Genomic DNA, 20,886 nt, shown 5'->3' with positions numbered 1-20,886 from the left:
GCCGCTTCGTCCCCGGCCTGATCGACCCTGCCCAGTCAGCGAACCACACCGTCCCGGCGCAGTGCCGTGATCTGTTCGCCCGTCATCCCCAGGGCGTGCAGCAGGGCTTCGGTGTGTTCACCGAGCGCGGGCACCGCACCCATGTGCGGTGCCGCGCCGCCGGGCAGTCCGATCGGCGGCAGCAGGGCCCGCAGCGGGCCCGCAGGCGAGCCCACCTCCCGCCAGCGGTCCCGGGCCTCCAGCTGCGGGTGCGCGGCGAGCTGTGCCACCGAGTTCAGCCGTGCGCAGGCGATGCCCGCGGCCTCCAGCCGCTCGATCGCCGCGTCCGCGCCGAGCCGGCCCAGGGCCTCGGCGACCACCGCGTCGGTCTTCTCCCGGTTCGCGGTGCGCGCGGCGTTCGTCGCGTACCCCGGATCCTCGGCCAACTCCGGCCGTTCCAGCAGGTGTTCGGCAAGCCGCCGCCACTCCCGGTCGTTCTGCACCGACAGCAGGACCCGGTCCCCGTCCGCCGTCGGGTAGGCGTCGTAGGGCGCGATCACCGCGTGCGCCAGGCCCGTCCGCACCGGCTGCTCCCCGCCGTGCATGGTGTGGTGCAGCGGATGCCCCATCCACTCGGCGAGCGCGTCGAGCATCGACACCTCCACCCTGCCTCCGCGCCCGGTGGTCCCGCGCCGCAGCAGGGCCGCGAGCACCCCCGAGAAGGCGTACATGGCGGCCGCGATGTCCGCCGCCGGAATCCCCGCCTTGACCGGCTGCTCCGGGGTACCGGTCACCGAGACCAGGCCGGCCTCGCACTGGACCAGCATGTCGTAGGCGCGCTTGTGGGCGTACGGGCCTTCGGGCCCGTAGCCGGAGACGTCCACGGCGACCAGCCGCGGGTAGCGGGCGCACAGCGCGGCCGAGTCGAGCCCGAGCCGGGCGGCGGCTCCCTGGGCGAGGTTCTGCACGAACACGTCGGCCCCCTCGAGCAGCCCGTGCAGGACCTCCCGGCCGCGCGGGTCCTTGAGGTCGAGCGCGATCGACTCCTTCCCCCGGTTGGCCCACACGAAATGCGAGGCGAGGCCGTGCGCGGCGGTGTCGTAGCCGCGCGCGAAGTCGCCCCCGTCGGGCCGCTCGACCTTGATCACCCGGGCACCGAGGTCGGCGAGCTGGCGGGTGGCGAAGGGCGCGGAGACGGCCTGCTCGACGGAGACGACGGTGATGCCTTCGAGGGGGAGGGGGTCGGTGGCGTGTGTGTCGGGTTCCATGACGGTCTGCCTACCGGCCCGGAGGGGGATCTGTCATCACACGGGGTGGCGACATCCCCCATTCCTGACGGTTTATCTGCGTATGGTGTGGCGCGCCGGTCACCGACTCTTACCGAAAGGTTGGCCCATGAGACGCCCGACCGCATTCAGTCAGCGCTCCCCGATCCGGCGGGTGACGGTCGTGGTGATAGCTCTGGTCGCCGGGCTCGCGCTGGGGGCCGGTCCGGCGCCCGCCGCGGGCCTCGCCCCGACGCCGCTGAACGTGTCCGTCTCCAACACCAACGGGAACGTGACGAGCCTCACCGCGGACTGTACGAGCGGACCGCTCACCGAGACCCGGCGCATCACCGGCAGCCAGTCGGTGTCCGCCGGGCTGTTCTCCTCGCTGCCCAGCCAGCTCGCCTTCGACCTGCCGGTCAGCGTCGGCGGCACCCAGGCGGCGCTGCGGGGCGACGACGGACGCGTCACGCTGACCAACGCGCGCGGCACCCTGACCCTGAAACTGACCAGCGGAAGCTGCGCCGCGCCGAGCATGTCCTACAACGGGACCACCGTCTCCGGGACCGGCACCTGGACGGTCCTTCCCGACGCGGCGCCGGGCAACTCCTACCGCCAGGCCATCGGTTCGGGCACCTTCAGCATCGTCAACACGGGGATCAGCGTCGGCGGCGGCCGACCGTGGACGCTGAACCTGATGGGCTCGGTGGACCCCCTCCAGCCCACGATCGCCGTGACCCACCGCGCCTTCTGGGGCGGCCCGTTCGCCTACCTCTCCCGGACGCTGAGTGTGGAGTACCGGATCCGGAACACCGGACCCGGGGACGCCTTCGGCGTGGTCCTGAACGATGCGGCCACGAGCTCCCCCGGGGTCACCCGGATCGGCCCGGTGCCGCAGGCGGTCGGCTCGGTGCCCGCCGGCTCCGAGCGGAGCGTCGTGGTCCGCTACCGGGTGTGCGGCATCGCCGCGATCGGCTGCCGCTTCACCGCCAACGTCCAACTGACCGTGGCGGACGCCCTCGACGCCGGTGGCCCCGCGTCGTTCCCGCGGACCGTCCAGGTGCCGGTCGTCCCGGTTCCGTAACGGCGGAGGTCCGCTGCCGCGCTCCCGTGGCGGCGGACCTCGGCTCAGCCGAGGCCGCGTGCGAACCGGCGCGTGGCCGCCGGCACGAAGAGGGCCAGCAGGACCAGTGACCACAGCAGCGCCCCGGCGACCGGGTGCGCGACCGGCCACGCGGCGCCCGCCGCGGCCTCGCCTCCGGCGTTGCCGCACAGGGCGCGCACGGCGGTGGCGACGGCGCTGATCGGGTTCCACTCGGCGAGCGTGCGCAGCCATCCGGGCAGCCCGGCCGTCGGCAGGTACGCGCTGGAGAGCATCGGCAGGACGAAGGTGGCGCCGGCGAGTTGCCCCGCCGCCTCCTCGCTCTTGCTCAGCAGGCCGAGGTACGTCCCCACCCATGCGGTGGCGAAGCGGAACAGCAGCAGGACGCCGAAGGCCCCGAGTGCCCCGGGGAGCCCGTTCTCCGCCCGCCAGCCCATGGCCAGCCCCACCAGGATCAGCGGCACCATCGAGACGGCGGTCGTCACCAGATCCGCCGCCGTCTGCCCGAGCGGTACCGCGCTGCGGCTCATCGGCAGGGTCCGGAAGCGGTCCATCACTCCGCGGTGCGCGTCCTGCGCGGCCGTGAACATGCCGGCCATCAGTCCGTTCGCGGCGGTGGCGGCGAGCAGTCCGGGGACCAGGAACTGCCGGTACTCGGAGCCCGGCATGGCGAGCGCGCTGCCGAAGACGTAGCCGAAGAACAGCAGCATGGCGACGGGCATGGTCTGGGTGAGGACGAGCAGGGTCGGGGCGTGCCGGGCCTTTTGCAGCTGGCGGGTGAGGACGGCGCCGCCGTCGGACAGCAGGGTGCTCATGCCGCGTTCTCCTTCGCGTCGCCGGCCGGGGCGGGGCTCTTCGGGGCCGGGGGAGGTCCGACGAGGCGCATGAAGACCTCGTCGAGGGTGGGCGGGCGCAGGCTCGCGTCGGTGACGGCTATGCCGGCCGCGTCGAGGGCCCGGACGATCCGAGGCAGCGTGAGTCCGGGGTCGAGGGCGGTCGCGCCGACGGTGAGGCGCTCCCGGTCCAGGGTGGGCAGACCCCCGGTCAGCTGGTCGAGCACGGCGGCCGCACCCGCGAGGGCCGCGGCCCCGTCGACGGAGACCTCGGCGTAGGCGCCGATCCGGGCCTTGAGCTCGGCCGGAGTGCCGGTGGCGGCGGCCCGGCCGTGGTCCACGACCACGATGTCGTCGGCGAGCCGGTCTGCCTCTTCCAGGTACTGGGTGGTGAGCAGCACGGTGGTCCCCTCGCGCGCGAGGGCGCGTACGGCCGTCCAGATCTGCTCGCGGGCCGCCGGGTCGAGGCCGGTGGTGGGCTCGTCGAGGAACAGCACCCGGGGCCGGGTGACCAGTCCGGCGGCCAGGTCCAGCCGCCGGCGCATACCGCCCGACCAGGTGCTCGCCACCCGGTCGCCGGCCTCGGTGAGGCCGAAGGCGTCCAGCAGTTCGTCGGTACGGTCCCGGGCCGCCCGGCCGCGCAGTCCGGCGAGGCGGGCGAAGAGCCGGAGGTTCTCGGCGCCGGTCAAATCCCCGTCGACCGAGGCGTATTGGCCGGTGGCCCCGATGGTTCGGCGGACGGCGGCCGGGTCCCGGGCGACGTCGTGTCCGGCGACGAGGGCGCGGCCGGCGGTGGGTGTGGTGAGGGTGGTGAGGATCCGGACGGCGGTGGTCTTGCCCGCGCCGTTGGGGCCGAGGAGCCCGCAGACGGTGCCCTCCGGGACGGCGAGATCCAGACCGCGCAGGGCGTGGACCTCGCCGTAGCTCTTCTCCAGACCTTCACTAAGTACGGCGTACGTAGTAGTCATGCGACGCACCCTACCTGACTACGTACGCCGTACGTAACTACGATGGTGGGGATGGACGAGGTGATGAGCGATGACACCCAGCGGCCGCTCCGCTGAACCCGAAGTGATCTGGGCCCGCCCGCCGCGGGCCGGCCGCGGCCCCCGGCCCGCCCACAGCCGCGACTCGATCGCCGCCGAGGCGGTGCGGATCGCCGACGAGGAGGGGATCGACGCCGTCTCCATGCGGCGGGTCGCGGCCGGGATCGGCGCCGGGACCATGTCCCTCTACAACTACGTGCCGCGCAAGGAGGACCTGTACGAGCTGATGGTCGACGCGGTCAGCGGGGAGTACGACCTCGCCCGGCCGGCCGGCGACTGGCGGGCCGACCAGCTCGCGCTGGCCCGCCAGACCCGGGCCATCATGCACCGGCACCCCTGGCTGCCCCGGCTGCTGAGCCCCGCCTACGGATTCGGCCCGAACGCCCTGCGGTACCTGGAGCACAGCCTGGCGTGCCTGGAGCCGCTCGACGCTCCGGGTGGGGAGAAGCTGGAATTGATCGCCGCGATCAACGGCACGGTCGCCACGTTCGTGGCGGGCGAACTGGCCCTGGCCGAACGGGCCCGCCAACTCCCCTGGAGCGAGACCGAAGAACAGGCCGTACGGGCATCCTGGCTCGGCTCCCGGCTGGCGACGGGGGAGTATCCGCTGCTGGCGGGCGTGCTCGCGACCGCGCCGGGCGTGCCGGGAGAACTGGCCGACCCGGCAGCGGTGTTCGACCGGTCGGTGTCGCGCCTGCTGGGAGCCTGGGGAACCTGACCACGAGCCGTACCGCGGAGCGGGGCGAACCGGCCCCGACCGGGTATCTCAGCCGTCCGGCGTTTGAGGACCGGGGTCTGGGGCGGAGCCCCAGGGGGGTCCGGGCGCAGCCCGGTACCCCCGCTTTCAGCCCGTCCGGCGTTTGAGGACCGGGTCAGGGCTGGCCCTGGGAACGGTGGAAGGGCGGGTAGGGGACTTCGCCCCGCAGGGCCGCCCACCGCCCACCGCCCACAGCGCCACCGCGCCCCGAGCCCGCGCTGGGCCCGAGCCCGCCCGGGGTCCGCGCCCGCCCCGGGGCAGGCCCCGCTCCGGCAGCCCGCCCCCGCGAGGCCCCTGCGGCTCAGAGCAGCGCGAACTGCCCGCCCGGCCCCTCCTCCTGGTGGTCCAGGACCGAGGCCGGCCTCCGGGCCCAGCCGGGCGGCGGCAACACCCCACCCGCACGCAGCTCGTCGGCGGTCAGCGCAGGCCCCACCTCGAACGCGGCCCGCTCCGGCTCCAGTTCGGCCAGCAGCGCCAGGGTCGTCACCAGGGCGAGCAGCTCCGAGGTCCAACCCTGCGGCCACTCGGCCGGGCCCACCGCGTCCAGCCCCTCCGTCTCCGGGTCCCGGTGCGCGAGCCGTGCGGCGAACCAGGACTCCAGGACGCGGACGCCCTGGACCTCGTACGCCCACGCCCCGGCGGGCACGGGCGACACGGTGCCGGTGCCGCCGCTCGCGCCCCCGTCCCCGCCCCCGCCCCCGAGCGTCAGGGTCTCGCTCTCCGGATCGTACGAGAGCTCCCGCGGCCACGCCGGCAGCGCCGAGCGGACGTACGGCCGCCGCCCGCCGGGCAGCCGGGGCGCCTCGCCGCCGCGGGCCCCGCGCAGCCGGACGGAGAGCAGCCGGTGCCCCAGCTCCAGCCCGGCCCGCCAGCGCGTGGCGTCGGCGGTGAGGGGGACCTCGTACCCCCGGGGGCCGGGGCGGCCGGCGGCGAGGATCCAGCAGAGCACGTCCTCGGGGGTGACCCAGGTGCCGTACCGCTCGCCGAGCAGGTGCTGCAGCCCGGGGGCGAGATTGGGCTCGGCGCCGCCCGGGCGGCGGTGCAGCGGGCGGATCCGGCCGAGCCGCCCGGCCGGCAGGTGCGCGGTGACCAGCAGCGCCGCCGACTGCGCGGGCTCCACGACGAACAGCTGGTGCCCGTCCAGCACCCGCCACAGTTCCGGGCGGGCCAGGTCGATGAGCCGCTGGTCGGGCAGCAGCCACTGCTCGTCGAAGGGCTCGCGCAGGATCCGTACGGGGTCGGGCCGGGGGCCGGGCACGTCCGCGAAGCGGGCCGTGGAACCGGCGCGCTGGCCCGGCAGCGCCGCCGCCCCGGCGCCCGTGGTCCGCGCCCGGGTCGGGCGGAACAACCGCTCCCGCTCGGGGCCCTCGGCGGCGGCCAGGGCGGCCCACCGGGCACGCAGGGTGGCCGGATCGGGGGCCGCGACCCAGGCCCGGCCCAGGCGCAGGGAGCCCACGGCCCAGGGCATCAGATCGTCCAGCAGCGGGTCCCGCGGGGATGCGTCAGCGCTCACCCGGCCGATGGTAGCGACGCCACCCGGTGACCGGGCCGCGTCCAGGCCGGAGAGTTAGGCTCGCTATGGAGGGATCTGCCCGGATCCGCACGGAGCCGGGCCGAACCAGACGACCCGGGAGGCGGACATGAGCCAGTACGACGAGTACTCGACCCCGTCGCAGGCCGAGGGAGAACGGCTCGACGAGGACCTGGACGAGAAGCAGAAGAAGCTCCGCCACGCCCAGACGCAGCGGACCACGCCGTCCCAGGCGGAGGGCGAGCGCGGGGCGGAGGACGACCAGAAGTAGAGGGCGACCGGAAGTAGAGGACGACCGGAAGTAGAAGGCGACCTGAACTAGAGGGCGACCTGAAATCAGTGTGCGTCGACGGTCACGGTGAAGGAGAACCGGTCCCCGCGGTAGCGGATCCGTGCCACGTCCACCACCCGGCCGGAGGCGTCGTACGTGACGCCCGTGTAGTGCAGGATCGGGCTCAGCAAGGGCACTTGGAGCAGATCGGCCGTGAGCGGGTCCGCGAGCCGCGCCTCCACGGTGTCGGTGATCCGGCTGATGTCCACCTTCACGATGTCCCGCAGCACCTTCGTCATCGGCCAACGCTCCAGATCCGCCAGGTCGATGGAGTCGGCGAGCTCCGGACGTACCGCGTTCTCCGCCCAGTTGGTCGGCTCGCCGCTCTCGCTGTCGTGCCGGAGCCTGCGGTACGTGACCACCTCGGCGGTGTCCGGGAAGTGCTCCAGCAGCTCCCCGGACACCGCCGTCCGCTCGTGCCCCAGGATCGTCGTGCGGTCACCCGACTGCTGCGCCACGATCGCGTCGACCGAGCCGAGCAGCTGGACCGGCGCCCCGCGCAGCGCCGTCGGCTCGATGAAGGTCCCGCGCCGCCGGTGGCGGCTGATGAGGCCCTCGGTCTCCAGCTCCTTGAGCGCCTGCCGCATGGTCAGCACGCTCACCCCGTAGTGCTCGGCGAGCCGCTCCTCGGTGGGCAGGCGCAGCGAGGCGTCCGCGGTGCGCCCGAGTATGGAGGCGCGCAGCGACTGGGAGACCTGGTACCAGAGCGGGAGCTTCCGGTTCAGTACCAGCGAGTCGGGGGCGAAGGCGGTCACGGGTGGTTCTCCGTAGGACGGGGTGGGCGCGGCGGCGGCGCCGCGCGTCATGCTCGTGATGTTAGGCGCGGAAGTGGCGCTGGAGCCCCTGCCAGACGTCGTCGTATCCGCTCTGGAGGTGGTCCGCGCCGGCCGCCTGGGCGGTCGCGGTGATCGGCCAGCGGGTCTCGAACATGAAGGCCAGACCGTCGTCGATCTTCTGCGGCTTCAGTTCGGCGGCGCTCGCCCGGTCGAAGGTCTCCCGGTCGGGGCCGTGCGCGGACATCATGTTGTGCAGCGAGCCGCCGCCGGGCACGAAGCCTTCCGCCTTGGCGTCGTAGGCGCCGTCGATGAGCCCCATGTACTCGCTCATCACGTTCCGGTGGAAGTAGGGCGGGCGGAAGGTGTCCTCACCGACCAGCCAGCGCGGCGCGAAGACCACGAAGTCGACCCCTGCCAGGCCCGCCGTGTCGGAGGGCGAGGTCAGCACCGTGAAGATGGACGGGTCGGGGTGGTCGTAGCTGATGGAGCCCAGGACGTTGAAACTGCGCAGGTCGTAGACGTACGGGACGTGCGTGCCGTGCCAGGCGACCACGTCGAGCGGGGAGTGGTCGTAGGTGGCCGTCCAGAGGTTGCCGCAGAACTTGTTGACCACCTCGGTCGGACGCTCGTCGTCCTCGTACGCGGCGACCGGCGCCCGGAAGTCACGGGCGGCGGCGAGCCCGTTGGCGCCGATGGGGCCCAGGTCGGGGAGCTCGAAGGGGCGGCCGTAGTTCTCGCAGACGTACCCGCGGGCGGTCTCGTCCTGGAGCTCCACGCGGAAGCGGACCCCGCGCGGGATCAGCGCCATCTCGCCGGGCCCGGCGCTCAGCAGCCCGAACTCGGTGCGCAGGAGCAGCCCGCCGCGCTCGGGGACGATCAGCAGCTCGCCGTCGGAATCGCTGAACACCCGGTCGGTCATGGAGGCGTTCGCGGAGTAGAGGTGGATGGCCATGCCGGAGCGCTGGGTGGCGTCGCCGTTGCCGCCGAGGGTCCACAGGCCCGCCAGGAAGTCGGTACCGGGGGCCGGGTCGGGCAGCGGGTTCCAGCGGAGCCGGTTGGGGTCGGCCGGGGCCTCCGTGAAGGGCGCGCTGCGCAGGGCGCCGTTGCCGGTCCGGATGAAGGGCGGGTGCGCGGCCGAGGGGCGGATCCGGTAGAGCCAGGAGCGGCGGTTGTGGGAACGCGGCTCGGTGAACGCGCTGCCGCTGAGCTGCTCCGCGTAGAGACCGAGGGGGGAGCGCTGGGGAGAGTTCCGCCCGATCGGCAGTGCACCGGGGACCGCCTCCGAGCTGTGCTCATTGCCGAAGCCGGTGAGGTAATCCAGCGCCTCCGCCGTCTTCCTGGCCTGCTCGCTGCCGCCGCTCATTGCACGCTCCCGGTCTGCCGAAGGAATCCTATGCCTGACAGTAGGATTCCTGGGCCCATGCGTCAACGGGGGATTCCGGCCGGTCGGCCGGTGCGCGGGACGTGGCGGGGTCGGCGGGGTGGGTCGGACGGGGTTCGGGGTGGGCGCCGGGCGGGGCTCAGGGCGGGGTTCGGGGTGGGCGCCGGGCGGGGCTCAGGGCGGGGCCCGGGGTGGGGTCCGGAGTGGGTCAAGGGCGGGGTCCAGGGGTGGGCGCCGGGTTACGACTCGGCCTGTCAGGGGTCTATTGCTGCGCGAGGGGATCCCAAAAGGTGAACATTCCTCTACTCTCACGCGCATGTCGTGGACCCGCAGGTTTCCTGCTGTGCCGGCGGCGCTCCTCGCCGCCCTCCTAGCGCTTCTGTCACTCCTCGTCGCCGCGCCCGCCGCGAGCGCGCACGAGGAGCGCCCCGTCGAGCTCCCCGACGGCACCGGCTCCGTACCCGCCTACCGTGCGGGCGAGCCCGACCTGATCGTCTGCAAGACCGACCGGCCCGCCTTCGAGCGCCGGATATCCGCCTTCCCCGACGCCCTCAAGCAGCGCAACCTCGTCCTCTACGAACGCTGCGAGAAGAACGGCTTCCGCGATCTCCAGGCGGCGGTCGACGCCGTGGACCGCCCGGGCATGAACATCGCGATGCTCCCCGGCCTCTACGAGGAGGAGCCCTCGCTCCCCGCGCCGACCGGGGAGTGCGCCTCGCTCAAGGCGCCCAACTCCTCGCTCGGCTACCAGATCCTGACCTACGAGCAGCAGGTGGCCTGCCGCCACAACCAGAACCTGGTCGCCATCCTCGGCAAGACCGACCTGCAGATCGAAGGCACCGGGGCCTCCCGCCAGGACGTGGTCATCGACGCCAAGTACCAGAAGCTGAACGGGATCCGCGCGGACAAGTCCAACGGCATCTACTTCCGCAACTTCACCGCCCAGCGCACCACCTTCAACTCGCTGTACGTCCTTGCGGGCGACGGCTTCGTCATCGACGACGTGCTGACCCGCTGGAACGACGAGTACGGCTTCCTGACCTTCGCCAGCGACCACGGGCTCTACAAGAACTGCGAGTCCTACGGCAACGGCGACTCCGGCATCTACCCCGGCAGCGCCTCGAACATCAACGACGGCCGCGGCTACGACGTCCCCCGCTACTCCATCGAGATCACCGGCTGCCGCAGCCACCACAACATGGTCGGCTACTCCGGCACCGCGGGCGACTCGGTGTACGTGCACGACAACGAGTTCGACCAGAACATGGGCGGCGCCTCGATGGACAGCGCCTTCCCCGGCCACCCCGGCCTCCCGCAGAACCACGCCCGCTTCGAACGCAACCTGATCCACGACAACAACGCCGACTACTACCACTACGTCGCGGACGGAACCTGCGCCAAACCGCCCGCCGAGCGGGGCTACGAGCAGGGGGTCGTCTGCCCGCAGATCTCCATGCCCCCCGGCACCGGCATCATCACCGCCGGAGGCAACTGGAACCTCTACGAGAACAACTGGGTGTACGGGCACCAGCGCGCGGGCTTCTTCCTCTCGGCCGTGCCCGCCTTCATCCGCGGCGAGGAGGAGCTGTCCAAGCAGACCGACACCTCCCACCACAACCGCTACGCCGGCAACATCCTGGGCAAGGACAAGTCCGGCGCCTCCCGCCCCAACGGCATGGACGTGTGGTGGGACGGCCAGGGCCGGGGCAACTGCTGGCAGCAGGGCCCGGACGGCTCCACCCCGGGCACGCTCCCGCAGTGCGGCGAGCGCCGCGGCGCGATCTCGGGCGCCTCGGCCCGGCTGGCCGGCGAACCGGTGAAGCTGGCCCAGCTCCTGGTCTGCGCCGACTACAGCGTCCAGGCGCGCAAGCTTCCGGCCGGCTGCGACTGGTACGGATCCCGGGGCCTCCAGCGGGTGGAGACCCAGCTCGCCCTCGCCGTCGCGGCGGTCCTCCTCCTGGTCGGCGGCCTCCTGTGGTGGCGCCGCCTGCGCCCCTCCCGCACGGCCGCGGTGGCTGCCCTGCTCGGCCTCGCGGGCCTGACCCTGGACGTGGCCGGCTCCACGATGGGCCTGGTCGGCACCTTCGTCCCGGCACTGGCCCTGCTCTGCCTCGGCCTGTGGTGGACCGGCACCGGCCTCGCCCTGCGCCCCACCCGGCCCTGGCTGGCCCGACTGACCCTGCTGCTGGGCGCGCTCACCCTCCTCGACGCCTTCGACAAGGCCGTCCTGATGATCCCCTGGATTCCGCTCAGCCCCGCCTGGATGCGGTCGCTCGTCGCGGTGGTCTGGGTCCTCTGGGCCGTCATCGCCGCCGCCCGCCCGGGCACCACCCCGGCCCGCCCGGCAGGCCCCGGCGACGACCCGGCCGGCGACCGGGTGCCCGTCCCCGCAGGCCCGGCCCCGACCCGCAGCGCCGAAGCCGAGGGTCCCGTGGCCGGTCCCCGTCCCGGTCCTGGTCCCGGCCCGGAGCGGGGCGCCGCCGGGGGAGGGCAGCCGTGACGGGGCACCCGGGCGGCGACCGCCCCGACCGGCGTACCTGGTGCGACGTCTGCGGCACGCCCCCACGGAGGTCCCGCTGGTCCCACCGGACGGGCCGCGCGACGGCGCTGCTCGCCCTGGCCCTGCTCCTGGCAGGCGGCGCGGCGACGGGCTGCGGAGGGCGGGCCACCACCCACCACAAGCCCGGCACCACCCACGAGCAGGCCTCCGGGAAGGTCGGCACCCTGCTCACCGCCGACGACGGCGCGGGCCACCGGCTCCGCGAGGTCCCGGCCGAGGGCGCGCCGGAGGTCCGGCTCGCCGCCCGGCCGGACTCCGAGGACGGCTGGAACCTCCAGCTGACGGTGGTGAACTTCACCTTCACCCCCGACAGCACCGGGGGAGCCGCCCTCCCGGGCGCCGGGCACGCGCACCTGGAGCTGGACGGCCGCAAACTGGCCCGCCTGTACGGCCCTTGGTTCCACCTGCCCGCCGCAGAGGTACCCGCGGGCGGCACGCACACCCTGACCGTCCGCCTCTACGCGGACGACCACACGGCCTGGGCGGTGGCGGGCAAGCCGGTCGAAGCAACCCTCGAACTCGCCGAGGGATCCGCCCAGTCCACCCACACCCACTCACCGGCCGCACCGTCACCCACACCCCCGGAGTCGGCGCAGGCCGACCGCACGGTGACCATCACCGTGCGGGACGGCAAGGTCAGCCCGGCCCCGGGCCGGGTGGAGGTGGCACGCGGCGAACGCGTCGCCCTGCGGGTCACCAGCGACCGCGCGGACACCCTGCACGTCCACGGCATCGACAAGGAACTCGCCCTTCCGGCAGGCCAGGAGGCCACCCTGATCCTGACGGCCGACCGCACGGGCCTCTTCGAGGTCGAGACCCACGAGTCCAACCTCGTCCTGACCCAACTCGTAGTCCGATGACCCCACGACCCCGACGCACAGAACCGCCCCGGCCCCCAACGGGGCCCCCGGCTCCAGCCGGAGCCCCGGCCCGGGGCCAGACCGGGTCCCCGGCCCCGGCTACGGGCCCGACCTGGATCCCGGCCTCGGCTCCGACCCCGATCCCTGCCTCGGCTCCAGCCCCGACCCGGGCCTCGGCCCCGGCCCCGACCCGGGCCTCGGCCCCGGCCCCGACCCGGGCCTCGGCCCCGGCCCCGACCCGGGCCTCGGCCCCGGCCCCGACCCGGGCCCCGGCGCCGGCCCCGGCCCCGACCCCGGCCCCGACCCGGGCCTCAGCCCCGACCCCGACCCCGGCCCCGGCCCCGGCCCCGGCCTCGGCCCCGGCCTCGGCCCCGGCCCCGGCCTCGGCCTCGACCCCGGCCCCGACCCCGACCCCGGCCCCGGCGCCGGCCCCGGTCCCCGCCGTGGCGGTCCGGTGGTGACCGGGTGCGGGCCGGAGGCGGTCCCGTGCGGGGGGTCCGGTGGCGGGTCCGGCCAGGGCGTGGTCCTTCACCCGGCCGATCCGTTCACCGTGCTCGCGCACGGCATCGGCTCGCAGCACGATCTGCCGATCTCTCCCTTCTACGCCTTCGCCGGCGCCTTCACGGCACTCTTCGTCTCCTTCCTCGCACTGGGGCTCCTCTGGTCCGCCTCCCGCTTCCGCGGCGACCGTTCCGGTCTGGCCCTGCCCGCGGGGCTCCAGCGGGTGGCCGACGCGCCGGCCACCCGCACCGCCCTGCGCGGGCTCGGCCTCGCGGCCGCGCTCGCCGTCCTCCTGTACCTCCTCCTCGGCCCCGACGACCCCGCCCGCAACCCCGCGCCCGGCGCCGTCTACGTCCTGCTCTGGGTCGGCCTCGTGCCCGCCTCCCTCCTCTTCGGCCCCGTCTGGCGCCTCCTCAACCCGCTCCGTGCCCTGCACCGCCTGCTCGCCCGGCTGTCGGGAAGGCTCCGTACGGCCCGGCCCTCAGCCGCAGTCGCCCCCGCGGCCACCGCCCCCGCCACCGCACGCTCCTCCCGGAGCCCGCGAGTTCTGGCACCGCACCTCGCGGCGGTGCCGGACCTTCCCAGCCCGGAGCCTCAGCGCCCCGAGTCCCGGCGCCACGAGTCCCCGCGCCCGGAGCCCCGGACGCACCGCGCGCTCCCCGCCCGGCTCGGGCAGTGGCCTGCCGCCGCCGGGCTCCTCGCCTTCACCTGGCTCGAACTCGTCTCTCCCGATCCCGCCTCCACCACCACCCTCCTGATCGCCCTGACCGGCTACGCCGCCGTCCAGCTCCTGCTCGCCGCCCGCTACGGCGAGCGCTGGTTCGCCGACGGAGACGCCTTCGAGGTGTACTCCGCCCTCCTGGCCCGGCTCTCCCCCCTCGGCCGCCGCAGCGACGGCCGCCTCGTTCTCCGTAACCCCTTCCACGGACTCGACGCGACGCCCGAGCGGCCCGGACTCGTCGCCACCCTCTGCGTCCTGCTCGGATCCACCGCCTACGACGGCTTCTCCGACAACCCCTCATGGATCAACGCGATCCAGACCTCCCCCCTCGGCCGCACGACCGCGGCCACCCTCGGACTCATTGGAGCCATCGCCCTCGTCGCCGCCCTCTACTGCCTCTGCGCGGCCCTCACCCGCCTCGTCTGCGGCCCGCACCCCGGCCCGCTGACCGCCTTCGCGCACTCACTCGTGCCGATCGCTCTCGGCTATCTCGTCGCCCACTACTTCTCCCTCCTGGTAACCGAAGGGCCACGCACGGTAATCATGGCAGTGGGCACTGACAACGCCCCGGAGCCCTTGCCGCCCTTGGGTCCCGGCGGCCTCGCCGCCCTCCAGGTGATCGCCGTCGTCACCGGCCACGTCCTCGGCGTGATCGCCGCGCACGACCGCTCCGTGCGCCTCTTCCCGCCCGCGAAGGCCGTCGCCGGGCAACTGCCGCTGCTCGCGCTGATGATCACGTACACGGTGGGCGGCCTCAGCCTGCTGCTGAACTGAGGCCGCCGAACCGGTACCGCCGCCCACCCGTGAACCCAGGAGCGGCATGATGGACCCCGTGCCCCCAGCCCACCCCCTGCGCCGGACGCCGATCCAGCAGCGCAGCGCCGACCGCCTCGCCCGGATCCTCGACGCCTGCGCGGAGCTCCTTGACGAGAGCGGGTACGAGAACCTCAGCACCCGGTCCGTGGCCCTGCGGGCCGGCGTGCCGATCGGTTCGGTCTACCGGTTCTTCGGCAACAAGCGGGCCATGGCCATCGCCCTGGCCCACCGCAACCTCGACCGTTACGCCGACGGCATCGAGCAGCGGCTCGCGGACCTCCCGGACACCGACTGGCGTCCGGTCGTCGACGCGGTGCTGGATGAGTACCTGGTCATGAAGCGCAGCGTGCCCGGCTTCGCCCTCGTCGACTTCGGGGTGCCCGCGCCACCGTCCGAGGGGCCCGCCTCCGACCCCAACCACCTGGTCGCCGTCCGCCTCACCGAGCTGCTCGGCGCCCACCTCGCCCTCACCCCGGACGCCACCCTGGAGCGGGCCGTCCTGGTCGCGGTCGAGGCCACCGACGCCCTGATCCAGCTCGCCTTCCGCAACGACCCGGCCGGAGACCCCGACATCGTCGCCGAAACCCGCGCGATGATGCAGGCCTACCTGGCACGCGTCCTGGACTGACCTGCGGGGCGGCGGCCTCCCGCACCGGGGAGACCGCCGTTTGGTCAGGCGAGGCGTTCGAGGCGGCCGGTCACCACCAGGTTCCCGTCCGGCGTGCGCCGTGCGAGGGCGCCGGTGCGCAGGTAGCCGTCGGGGGTGAAGGACCGCGCGTTGAGGCCGGGTGAGCGGTAGTAGCCGCGCGCCGTGTAGGGGCCGCGGGCCAGGAGTTCGCCCGGCTCCCCGTCGGGAACCTCCTTGCCGTCGGCGCCGACGACGCGGATCTGATCGTCGGGGGAGAGCGGACGGCCCTGCGTCGTGAACACCGTCTCGTCCGGATCGTCGGTCCGGGTGAGGCTGAGCAGCCCCTCGTCCGTACCGAAGACCTGCTGGAGGCGGCAGCCCCATGCGGGGCCCAGCCGTTCGGCGGTCGCGCGGTCCAAGGGCGGGGTGCTGCCGCCGATCTGTACGAGACGCAGGCTGCTCACATCGGCCCCGACCGCTGGACGCGCGTCGATCCAGAGGCGGGCGGCGGCCGGCGTCAGAGAGGCGACGGTGACCCGCTCGCGCTCGATGGCCGCCAGATACGCGGCGGGTTCCGGGTCCTCGACCAGGACGACGGTGCCGCCGACGGCGAGGGTGCCGATGATGCCGGGGCCGCCGAAGGCGAGGTTGAGGTCGGCGGGCAGTGCGGCGAGGTACACGTCGTCCTGGGTGAGCGACACCAGCTCCGCAGCGGCCCGCGCCTGGTAGGCGTAGTCGTTGTGGGTGCGCGGAACCAGCCTGGGCGGCTCGTCGGCGCCACCGGAGAGCAGGAAGAGCGCCACCTGTCCGGCGCTCGGCGTGAGCGCCGGCTCGGGCGGGGAGTCGAGGGAGTTCAGCGGGAAGTAGTGGCAGCCCGACGTGTCCGTCGTGAAACCGCCGTACGGGGACGAGGTGCCCGGCGGCTCGAAGGTGAACACCCGGCGCAGGAAGGGGCCTCGGGCCGCGATGTCGGCGGCCATGGCCGTGTGGTCGAAGCCGCGGTGGGTCGGGGGGCCGATGTAGCCGGTGGCCTCGGAGACCTGGACGACGTGGGACACCTCGGGCGCGCGGTGCGAGATCGGGCAGAGCACGGGGACCGCGCCGGCGCGCATCAGCGCGAACGTGGCGACCACGAGCTCGGGGACGTCGGGAAGCTGGACGACGACCCGCTGTCCGGCCCGCAGGCCGCGCAGCCGGAACCCGGCGGCCATCCGGCTCACGCGGCGGTTCAGGGCCGCGTACGTGATGCGGGTGTCGCCGTGGGCGAGCGCGGTCCGCGGTCCGTACTGCACGGCCCAGCCGCGCAGCAGGTTGTCGAGCGTGGTGCCCCGCCAGTGGCCGGACGCCCAGTAGTAGTCGACGAATTCCTCGGGCCAGGGAGTACAGCCGTCGAGCATGGATGTCATTCGGTTCCTCGTGTACCAGCTTCTGAACCGGAAGCCGTGCGGGTCGTCTTTCACCGTGAGCGGGGGAAAACCCGCCGTCCTGACCTCGCAGTCAAATCCGTCGATACCCACCGGGGCAATGCGCTGTCCGAACCAAGGGCGCCGAATCGCATCAGCGGAAGGCCCAACGGGCGCCGCTGACCAGGGGAAATGGGGTCGCGTGCGCCGGTCTTGGGAGACGGCGGCTCCCCGGCCCCGCCCGGGGTCTCCGCCCCTTCCCCGCCCGGGGTCCCGGTCCCGGCCTCGGCCTCGGTCCCGGCCCCTGCCCCGACCCCTGCCTCGGTCCCGGCCCCTGCCCCGGTCCCGGCCCCTGCCCCGGATTCCCGGTGGTGCCGGACCCTCCCCACCGTGCCTACCGGTCGGTATGCTCGGTGCCGCCCGCACGGGTCCGGCGCCCGTGCCCCGTGTCGCAGCCTGCTGCCCCTGGAGGGCCCATGCCCCGCACCGCCCTGCGCATCTGCCCGCTCTGCGAGGCCACTTGCGGCCTCACGCTCACCATCGAAGGCGCCACCGTCACCGGGGCCCGGGGGGACCGCGACGACGTGTTCAGCCGCGGCTTCATCTGCCCCAAGGGCGCCGCCTTCGGTGGTCTCGACGCGGACCCCGACCGGCTGCGGACCCCCCTCGTACGACGCGACGGCCGGCTCCAGGAGGCCACGTGGGAAGAGGCCTACCAGGCCATCGCCGATGCGGTCCCCGCCCTCGTGGGCGCGTACGGGCCCCAGTCCGTCGGCGTCGTCCTCGGCAACCCGAACGTCCACACCATGGCCGGCCAGCTCTACCCTCCCCTGCTCCTCAAGGCCCTCGGCACCCGCAACCTCTTCACCGCCAGCACCCTCGACCAGATGCCCAAACACGTCTCCAGCGGGCTGCTCTTCGGGGATCCCTTCGCCATCCCCGTCCCGGACCTCGACCGCACGGACTTCCTCCTGCTCCTGGGGGCCAACCCGGTCGAGTCCAACGGCTCCCTGTGCACCGCGCCCGACTTCCCCGGCCGGCTCAAGGCGCTGCGCGCACGGGGCGGCACCCTCGTCGTCGTCGACCCGCGCCGCACCCGCACCGCCAAGCTCGCCGACCGCCACCTCGCCCCGCGCCCCGGCAGCGACGCGCTGCTGCTCGCCGCCCTGGCCCACACCCTGCTCGCCGAGGAGCTGACCGATCCGGGCGTGCTCGCGGAACACACGCAGGGAATCGGGGAACTCGCCGAAGCGCTCGGTAGTTTCACTCCTGAGGCCGTCGCCCCCGCCTGCGACCTCACGGCCGAAGAGATCCGCGACCTCGCCCGCGATCTCGCGGCCGCGCCGACCGCCGCCGTCTACGGGCGGATCGGCAGCTGCACCGTCGAGTACGGCACGCTCGCCAGCTGGCTGGTCGACGTGCTGAACATCCTGACCGGCAACCTCGACCGGCCGGGTGGAGCCCTGTTCCCGTTGTCCGCGACCGACCGCGCACCCCGGCCGGCCGGACCCGGCAAGGGCTTCAGCCTCGGGCGCTGGCACAGCCGGGTCAGCGGCCACCCCGAGGCCAAGGCCGAACTGCCCATGGCCGCGCTGGCGGAGGAGATCGAGACCCCGGGGGAGGGGCGGATCCGGGCCCTGATCTCCATCGCCGCGAACCCCGTGCTGTCCGCCCCCGACGGCCGGCGCCTCGACGAGGCCCTGGCCGGGCTCGACTTCATGGTCAGCATCGACCCCTACCTCAACGAGACCTCCCGCCACGCCCACGTCGTCCTGCCTCCCGCACCGCCCTCACAGAGCGCCCACTTCGACTTCTCCTTCAACACCTTCGCCATCCGCAACCAGGTCCGCTATTCACCGCCCGCCGTCCCGCTCGAAGACGGGCGGATGGACGAGTGCGAGATCCACGCCCGTCTCGTACTCGCCGTCTCCGGCATGCACGGAACCGACCCGGTCGCCGTGGACGACCTGGCCATCGGGGCCACCCTCGCCAGGGAATGCGCCGACCCGGACTCCCCCCTGCGCGGAGAGGATCCGGCGCGCCTCGCCGGGCTGCTCACGGGCGGCAGCGGCCCCGAGCGCCGCCTCGACCTGATGCTCCGGCTCGGCCCCTACGGAGACCGGTTCGGCGCGGCCCCGTCCCTGCCCGGAAGCGCCGCTACGGGCACCAGCCCGGGCACACCCGACGGCGCGGCGGGCCCGGGCCCCGCCCCTGCCGCGCCCGCCCCCGCCCCTGCCGCGCCCGACCCCGGGGGGCTCGGGCTGGAGCAGCTGCGCGCGCACCCGCACGGCATCGACCTGGGACCGCTGCGGTCCCGGCTCCCGGGCCTGCTGAAGACGCGCAGCGGCAGGATCGAGCTCCTGCCGGACCCGATCGCGGCCGAACTCCCCAGGCTGCGCCGGGCGCTCGCCGACCGCCCCGCCGCCCTGGTGCTCGTGGGCCGCCGCCACCTGCGGTCCAACAACAGCTGGTTGCACAACGTTCCGGCCCTCGCCGGAGGTTCCAACCGCTGCACCCTCCAGGTCCACCCGGACGACGCCGCCCGGCTCGGCCTCACCGACGGGCATCCGGCCCGGATCACCGCCGGCGGCGGCAGCCTGGAGGTTCCCGTCGAGGTCACCGACACCGTCCGCGCCGGAGTCGTCAGCCTCCCGCACGGCTGGGGCCACGACCGCCCCGGCACCCGCCTCTCCGTGGCCGCGGCCACGCCCGGAGTCAACGTCAACCAGCTCCTCGACGGCAGCCGGCTCGACCCGCTCTCCGGTACGGCCGTGCTCAACGGCTTCCCCGTCGCATTGACACCCATCCCCTGAGCTGGGGTTTTGCTCGTATTGCTCACGCGTAGACGTCTTGTTGGCCCCAGGAGGAGGCGCCTAGGTTCCCCCCATGCTGACCTTCCTCGGCTTCGCCATGATCGCGACCTTCCTGGTCCTGATCATGCTGAAGAAAATGTCGCCCATCGCGGCGCTCGTCCTCATCCCCGCGCTCTTCTGCGTGTTCGCCGGACAGGGCGCGCAGCTCGGCGGCTACGTCATCGACGGAGTCGGCAAGCTCGCGCCGACCGCCGCCATGCTGATGTTCGCCATCGTCTACTTCGGCGTGATGATCGACGTCGGACTGTTCGACCCGATCGTGCGCGGCATCCTGCGCTTCTGCAGGGCCGACCCGATGCGCGTCGTGGTCGGCACCGCCGTCCTCGCCGCCATCGTCTCGCTCGACGGCGACGGCTCGACCACCTTCATGATCACCGTTTCGGCGATGTATCCGCTCTACAAGCGGCTCGGCATGAGCCTGGTGGTGATGACGGGAGTCGCGGCCACCGCCAACGGCGTCATGAACACCCTGCCCTGGGGCGGCCCCACGGCCCGCGCCGCCACCGCGCTCAAGCTCGACGCCGCCGACATCTTCGTACCGATGATCCCCGCGCTCGCGGTGGGCCTGCTCTTCGTCTTCGCCCTCGCCTACGTCCTCGGCCTCAAGGAACGCCGCCGCCTCGGCCTCCTGACCCTCCCCGCCGACACCGAGCGGTCGGCGGAGCCGGCCGAGGAGCTCCTCGTCGCGGCCGGCAAGGGCCCGGCGGCCGCCGGGAGCGCGAGCCCCCGTACGCCCTCCGCAGGCTCCGCCCCGTCCGAGGCGTCCACCCCGTCCACCCAGTCGGACGCGTCCGAGGCGTCCGAGGCGTCCGACGCGTCCGAGGCCGCCGAGGGCGCCGCCCACGGCGAAGACGGCTTCCAGGGCCTCGACCCGCACCGTTCGACGCTGCGTCCCCGCCTCTACTGGTTCAACGCGGGCCTCACCGTCGCCCTGCTCACCGCGATGATCATGGAGTTGCTCCCGATCCCGGTGCTCTTCCTCCTCGGTGCCGCCCTCGCCCTCACCGTCAACTTCCCCCACATGCCGGACCAGAAGGCCCGGATCGCCGCCCACGCCGAGAACGTACTGAACGTCGCCGGCATGGTCTTCGCCGCCGCCGTCTTCACCGGCGTCCTCACCGGCACCGGCATGGTCAAGCACATGGCCGACTGGCTCGTCGGCGCCATCCCGGAGGGCATGGGCCCGCACATGGCCCTGGTCACCGGCCTGCTCAGCCTGCCCCTCACCTACTTCATGTCCAACGACGGCTTCTACTTCGGCGTCCTGCCGGTCCTCGCCGAGGCCGGCGCCGCCCACGGGGTCTCCCCGCTCGAAATCGCCCGCGCCTCCCTGGTCGGGCAGGCACTGCACATGTCGAGCCCGCTCGTTCCGGCCGTCTACGTCCTCGTGGGCATGGCCAAGGTCGAGTTCGGTGACCACACCCGTTTCACCGTGAAATGGGCGGCCCTGACCTCCCTGGTGGTCCTGGCGGCAGGGATGCTTTTCGGCATCATCTGACCCCGTCCGCCCCCTGGCGACACAA

The 20,886-nt window shown here is 73.8% G+C and carries 16 protein-coding genes; 9 read left to right on the top strand and 7 right to left on the bottom strand.

Annotation, left to right across the window (positions count from 1 at the left end; genetic code table 11):
* Positions 1-35 precede the first annotated feature (35 nt).
* Positions 36-1,247 carry a CaiB/BaiF CoA transferase family protein gene (locus tag OG247_RS10400; protein WP_327251968.1) on the bottom strand — a complete coding sequence of 404 codons (1,212 nt, stop codon included), beginning with the start codon at positions 1,245-1,247 and terminating at the stop codon, positions 36-38.
* A 127-nt stretch (positions 1,248-1,374) separates the two neighbouring features.
* On the opposite strand from OG247_RS10400, the gene OG247_RS10395 reads away from it, so the two are divergent.
* Complete coding sequence (locus OG247_RS10395) at positions 1,375-2,328, top strand: hypothetical protein (RefSeq protein ID WP_327251967.1); 954 nt, start codon at positions 1,375-1,377, stop codon at positions 2,326-2,328.
* A gap of 44 nt (positions 2,329-2,372) precedes the next feature.
* Here the strand turns inward: OG247_RS10395 and OG247_RS10390 are convergent, their stop codons facing one another.
* Positions 2,373-3,161 carry an ABC transporter permease gene (locus OG247_RS10390; protein WP_327251966.1) on the bottom strand — a complete coding sequence of 263 codons (789 nt, stop codon included), beginning with the start codon at positions 3,159-3,161 and terminating at the stop codon, positions 2,373-2,375.
* The gene (locus tag OG247_RS10385) at positions 3,158-4,147 is read right to left on the bottom strand and encodes an ATP-binding cassette domain-containing protein (protein ID WP_327251965.1); all 990 of its coding nucleotides are present in this window, start codon (positions 4,145-4,147) and stop codon (positions 3,158-3,160) included. The genes OG247_RS10390 and OG247_RS10385 overlap by 4 nt, the downstream gene beginning before the upstream one ends.
* A gap of 70 nt (positions 4,148-4,217) precedes the next feature.
* Between OG247_RS10385 and OG247_RS10380 the strand changes: the two genes are divergently transcribed.
* Positions 4,218-4,943 carry a TetR/AcrR family transcriptional regulator gene (locus OG247_RS10380; RefSeq protein ID WP_327251964.1) on the top strand — a complete coding sequence of 242 codons (726 nt, stop codon included), beginning with the start codon at positions 4,218-4,220 and terminating at the stop codon, positions 4,941-4,943.
* Positions 4,944-5,283: 340 nt separating this feature from the next.
* Here OG247_RS10380 and OG247_RS10375 read toward each other — a convergent pair whose 3' ends face one another.
* Positions 5,284-6,450, bottom strand: coding sequence for a type ISP restriction/modification enzyme (locus OG247_RS10375; RefSeq protein ID WP_327257410.1), 1,167 nt, complete (start codon positions 6,448-6,450; stop codon positions 5,284-5,286).
* 172 nt (positions 6,451-6,622) lie between these two features.
* On the opposite strand from OG247_RS10375, the gene OG247_RS10370 reads away from it, so the two are divergent.
* On the top strand, positions 6,623-6,784 hold the full coding sequence (locus tag OG247_RS10370; RefSeq protein ID WP_254384708.1) for a hypothetical protein: 162 nt from the start codon (positions 6,623-6,625) through the stop codon (positions 6,782-6,784).
* A gap of 65 nt (positions 6,785-6,849) precedes the next feature.
* On the opposite strand, the gene OG247_RS10365 is transcribed toward OG247_RS10370, so the two are convergent.
* Positions 6,850-7,650, bottom strand: coding sequence for a GntR family transcriptional regulator (locus OG247_RS10365; protein WP_327251963.1), 801 nt, complete (start codon positions 7,648-7,650; stop codon positions 6,850-6,852).
* A 10-nt stretch (positions 7,651-7,660) separates the two neighbouring features.
* Positions 7,661-8,983, bottom strand: coding sequence for a homogentisate 1,2-dioxygenase (gene hmgA, locus OG247_RS10360; RefSeq protein ID WP_327251962.1), 1,323 nt, complete (start codon positions 8,981-8,983; stop codon positions 7,661-7,663).
* A 334-nt stretch (positions 8,984-9,317) separates the two neighbouring features.
* On the opposite strand from hmgA, the gene OG247_RS10355 reads away from it, so the two are divergent.
* The 4 genes from OG247_RS10355 (at position 9,318) to OG247_RS10340 (ending at position 15,087) form a co-directional block, all read left to right on the top strand.
* Entirely contained in the window at positions 9,318-11,501 is a 2,184-nt protein-coding gene (locus OG247_RS10355) for a right-handed parallel beta-helix repeat-containing protein (RefSeq protein ID WP_327251961.1), read from the top strand.
* 107 nt (positions 11,502-11,608) lie between these two features.
* Positions 11,609-12,421 (top strand): cupredoxin domain-containing protein, encoded by an 813-nt coding sequence (locus tag OG247_RS10350; RefSeq protein WP_327257409.1) that lies wholly within the window; start codon positions 11,609-11,611, stop codon positions 12,419-12,421.
* A gap of 520 nt (positions 12,422-12,941) precedes the next feature.
* The gene (locus OG247_RS10345; protein ID WP_327251960.1) at positions 12,942-14,417 is read left to right on the top strand and encodes a hypothetical protein; all 1,476 of its coding nucleotides are present in this window, start codon (positions 12,942-12,944) and stop codon (positions 14,415-14,417) included.
* A 49-nt stretch (positions 14,418-14,466) separates the two neighbouring features.
* Positions 14,467-15,087 carry a TetR/AcrR family transcriptional regulator gene (locus OG247_RS10340; RefSeq protein WP_327257408.1) on the top strand — a complete coding sequence of 207 codons (621 nt, stop codon included), beginning with the start codon at positions 14,467-14,469 and terminating at the stop codon, positions 15,085-15,087.
* A gap of 44 nt (positions 15,088-15,131) precedes the next feature.
* On the opposite strand, the gene OG247_RS10335 is transcribed toward OG247_RS10340, so the two are convergent.
* Positions 15,132-16,493: a (2,3-dihydroxybenzoyl)adenylate synthase gene (locus tag OG247_RS10335; RefSeq protein WP_327251959.1), complete on the bottom strand. Its 1,362-nt coding sequence runs from the start codon at positions 16,491-16,493 to the stop codon at positions 15,132-15,134.
* A gap of 473 nt (positions 16,494-16,966) precedes the next feature.
* On the opposite strand from OG247_RS10335, the gene OG247_RS10330 reads away from it, so the two are divergent.
* Positions 16,967-19,303 (top strand): molybdopterin oxidoreductase family protein, encoded by a 2,337-nt coding sequence (locus OG247_RS10330; RefSeq protein WP_327251958.1) that lies wholly within the window; start codon positions 16,967-16,969, stop codon positions 19,301-19,303.
* Between the two features lie 73 nt (positions 19,304-19,376).
* Entirely contained in the window at positions 19,377-20,861 is a 1,485-nt protein-coding gene (locus OG247_RS10325) for a CitMHS family transporter (protein WP_327251957.1), read from the top strand.
* Positions 20,862-20,886 lie beyond the last annotated feature (25 nt).

This window comes from Streptomyces sp. NBC_01244, assembly GCF_035987325.1.
Classification (GTDB): domain Bacteria; phylum Actinomycetota; class Actinomycetes; order Streptomycetales; family Streptomycetaceae; genus Streptomyces.
The sequence above is the reverse complement of the archived record's forward strand: the minus strand, read 5'-3'. Positions and strand labels throughout refer to the sequence as shown.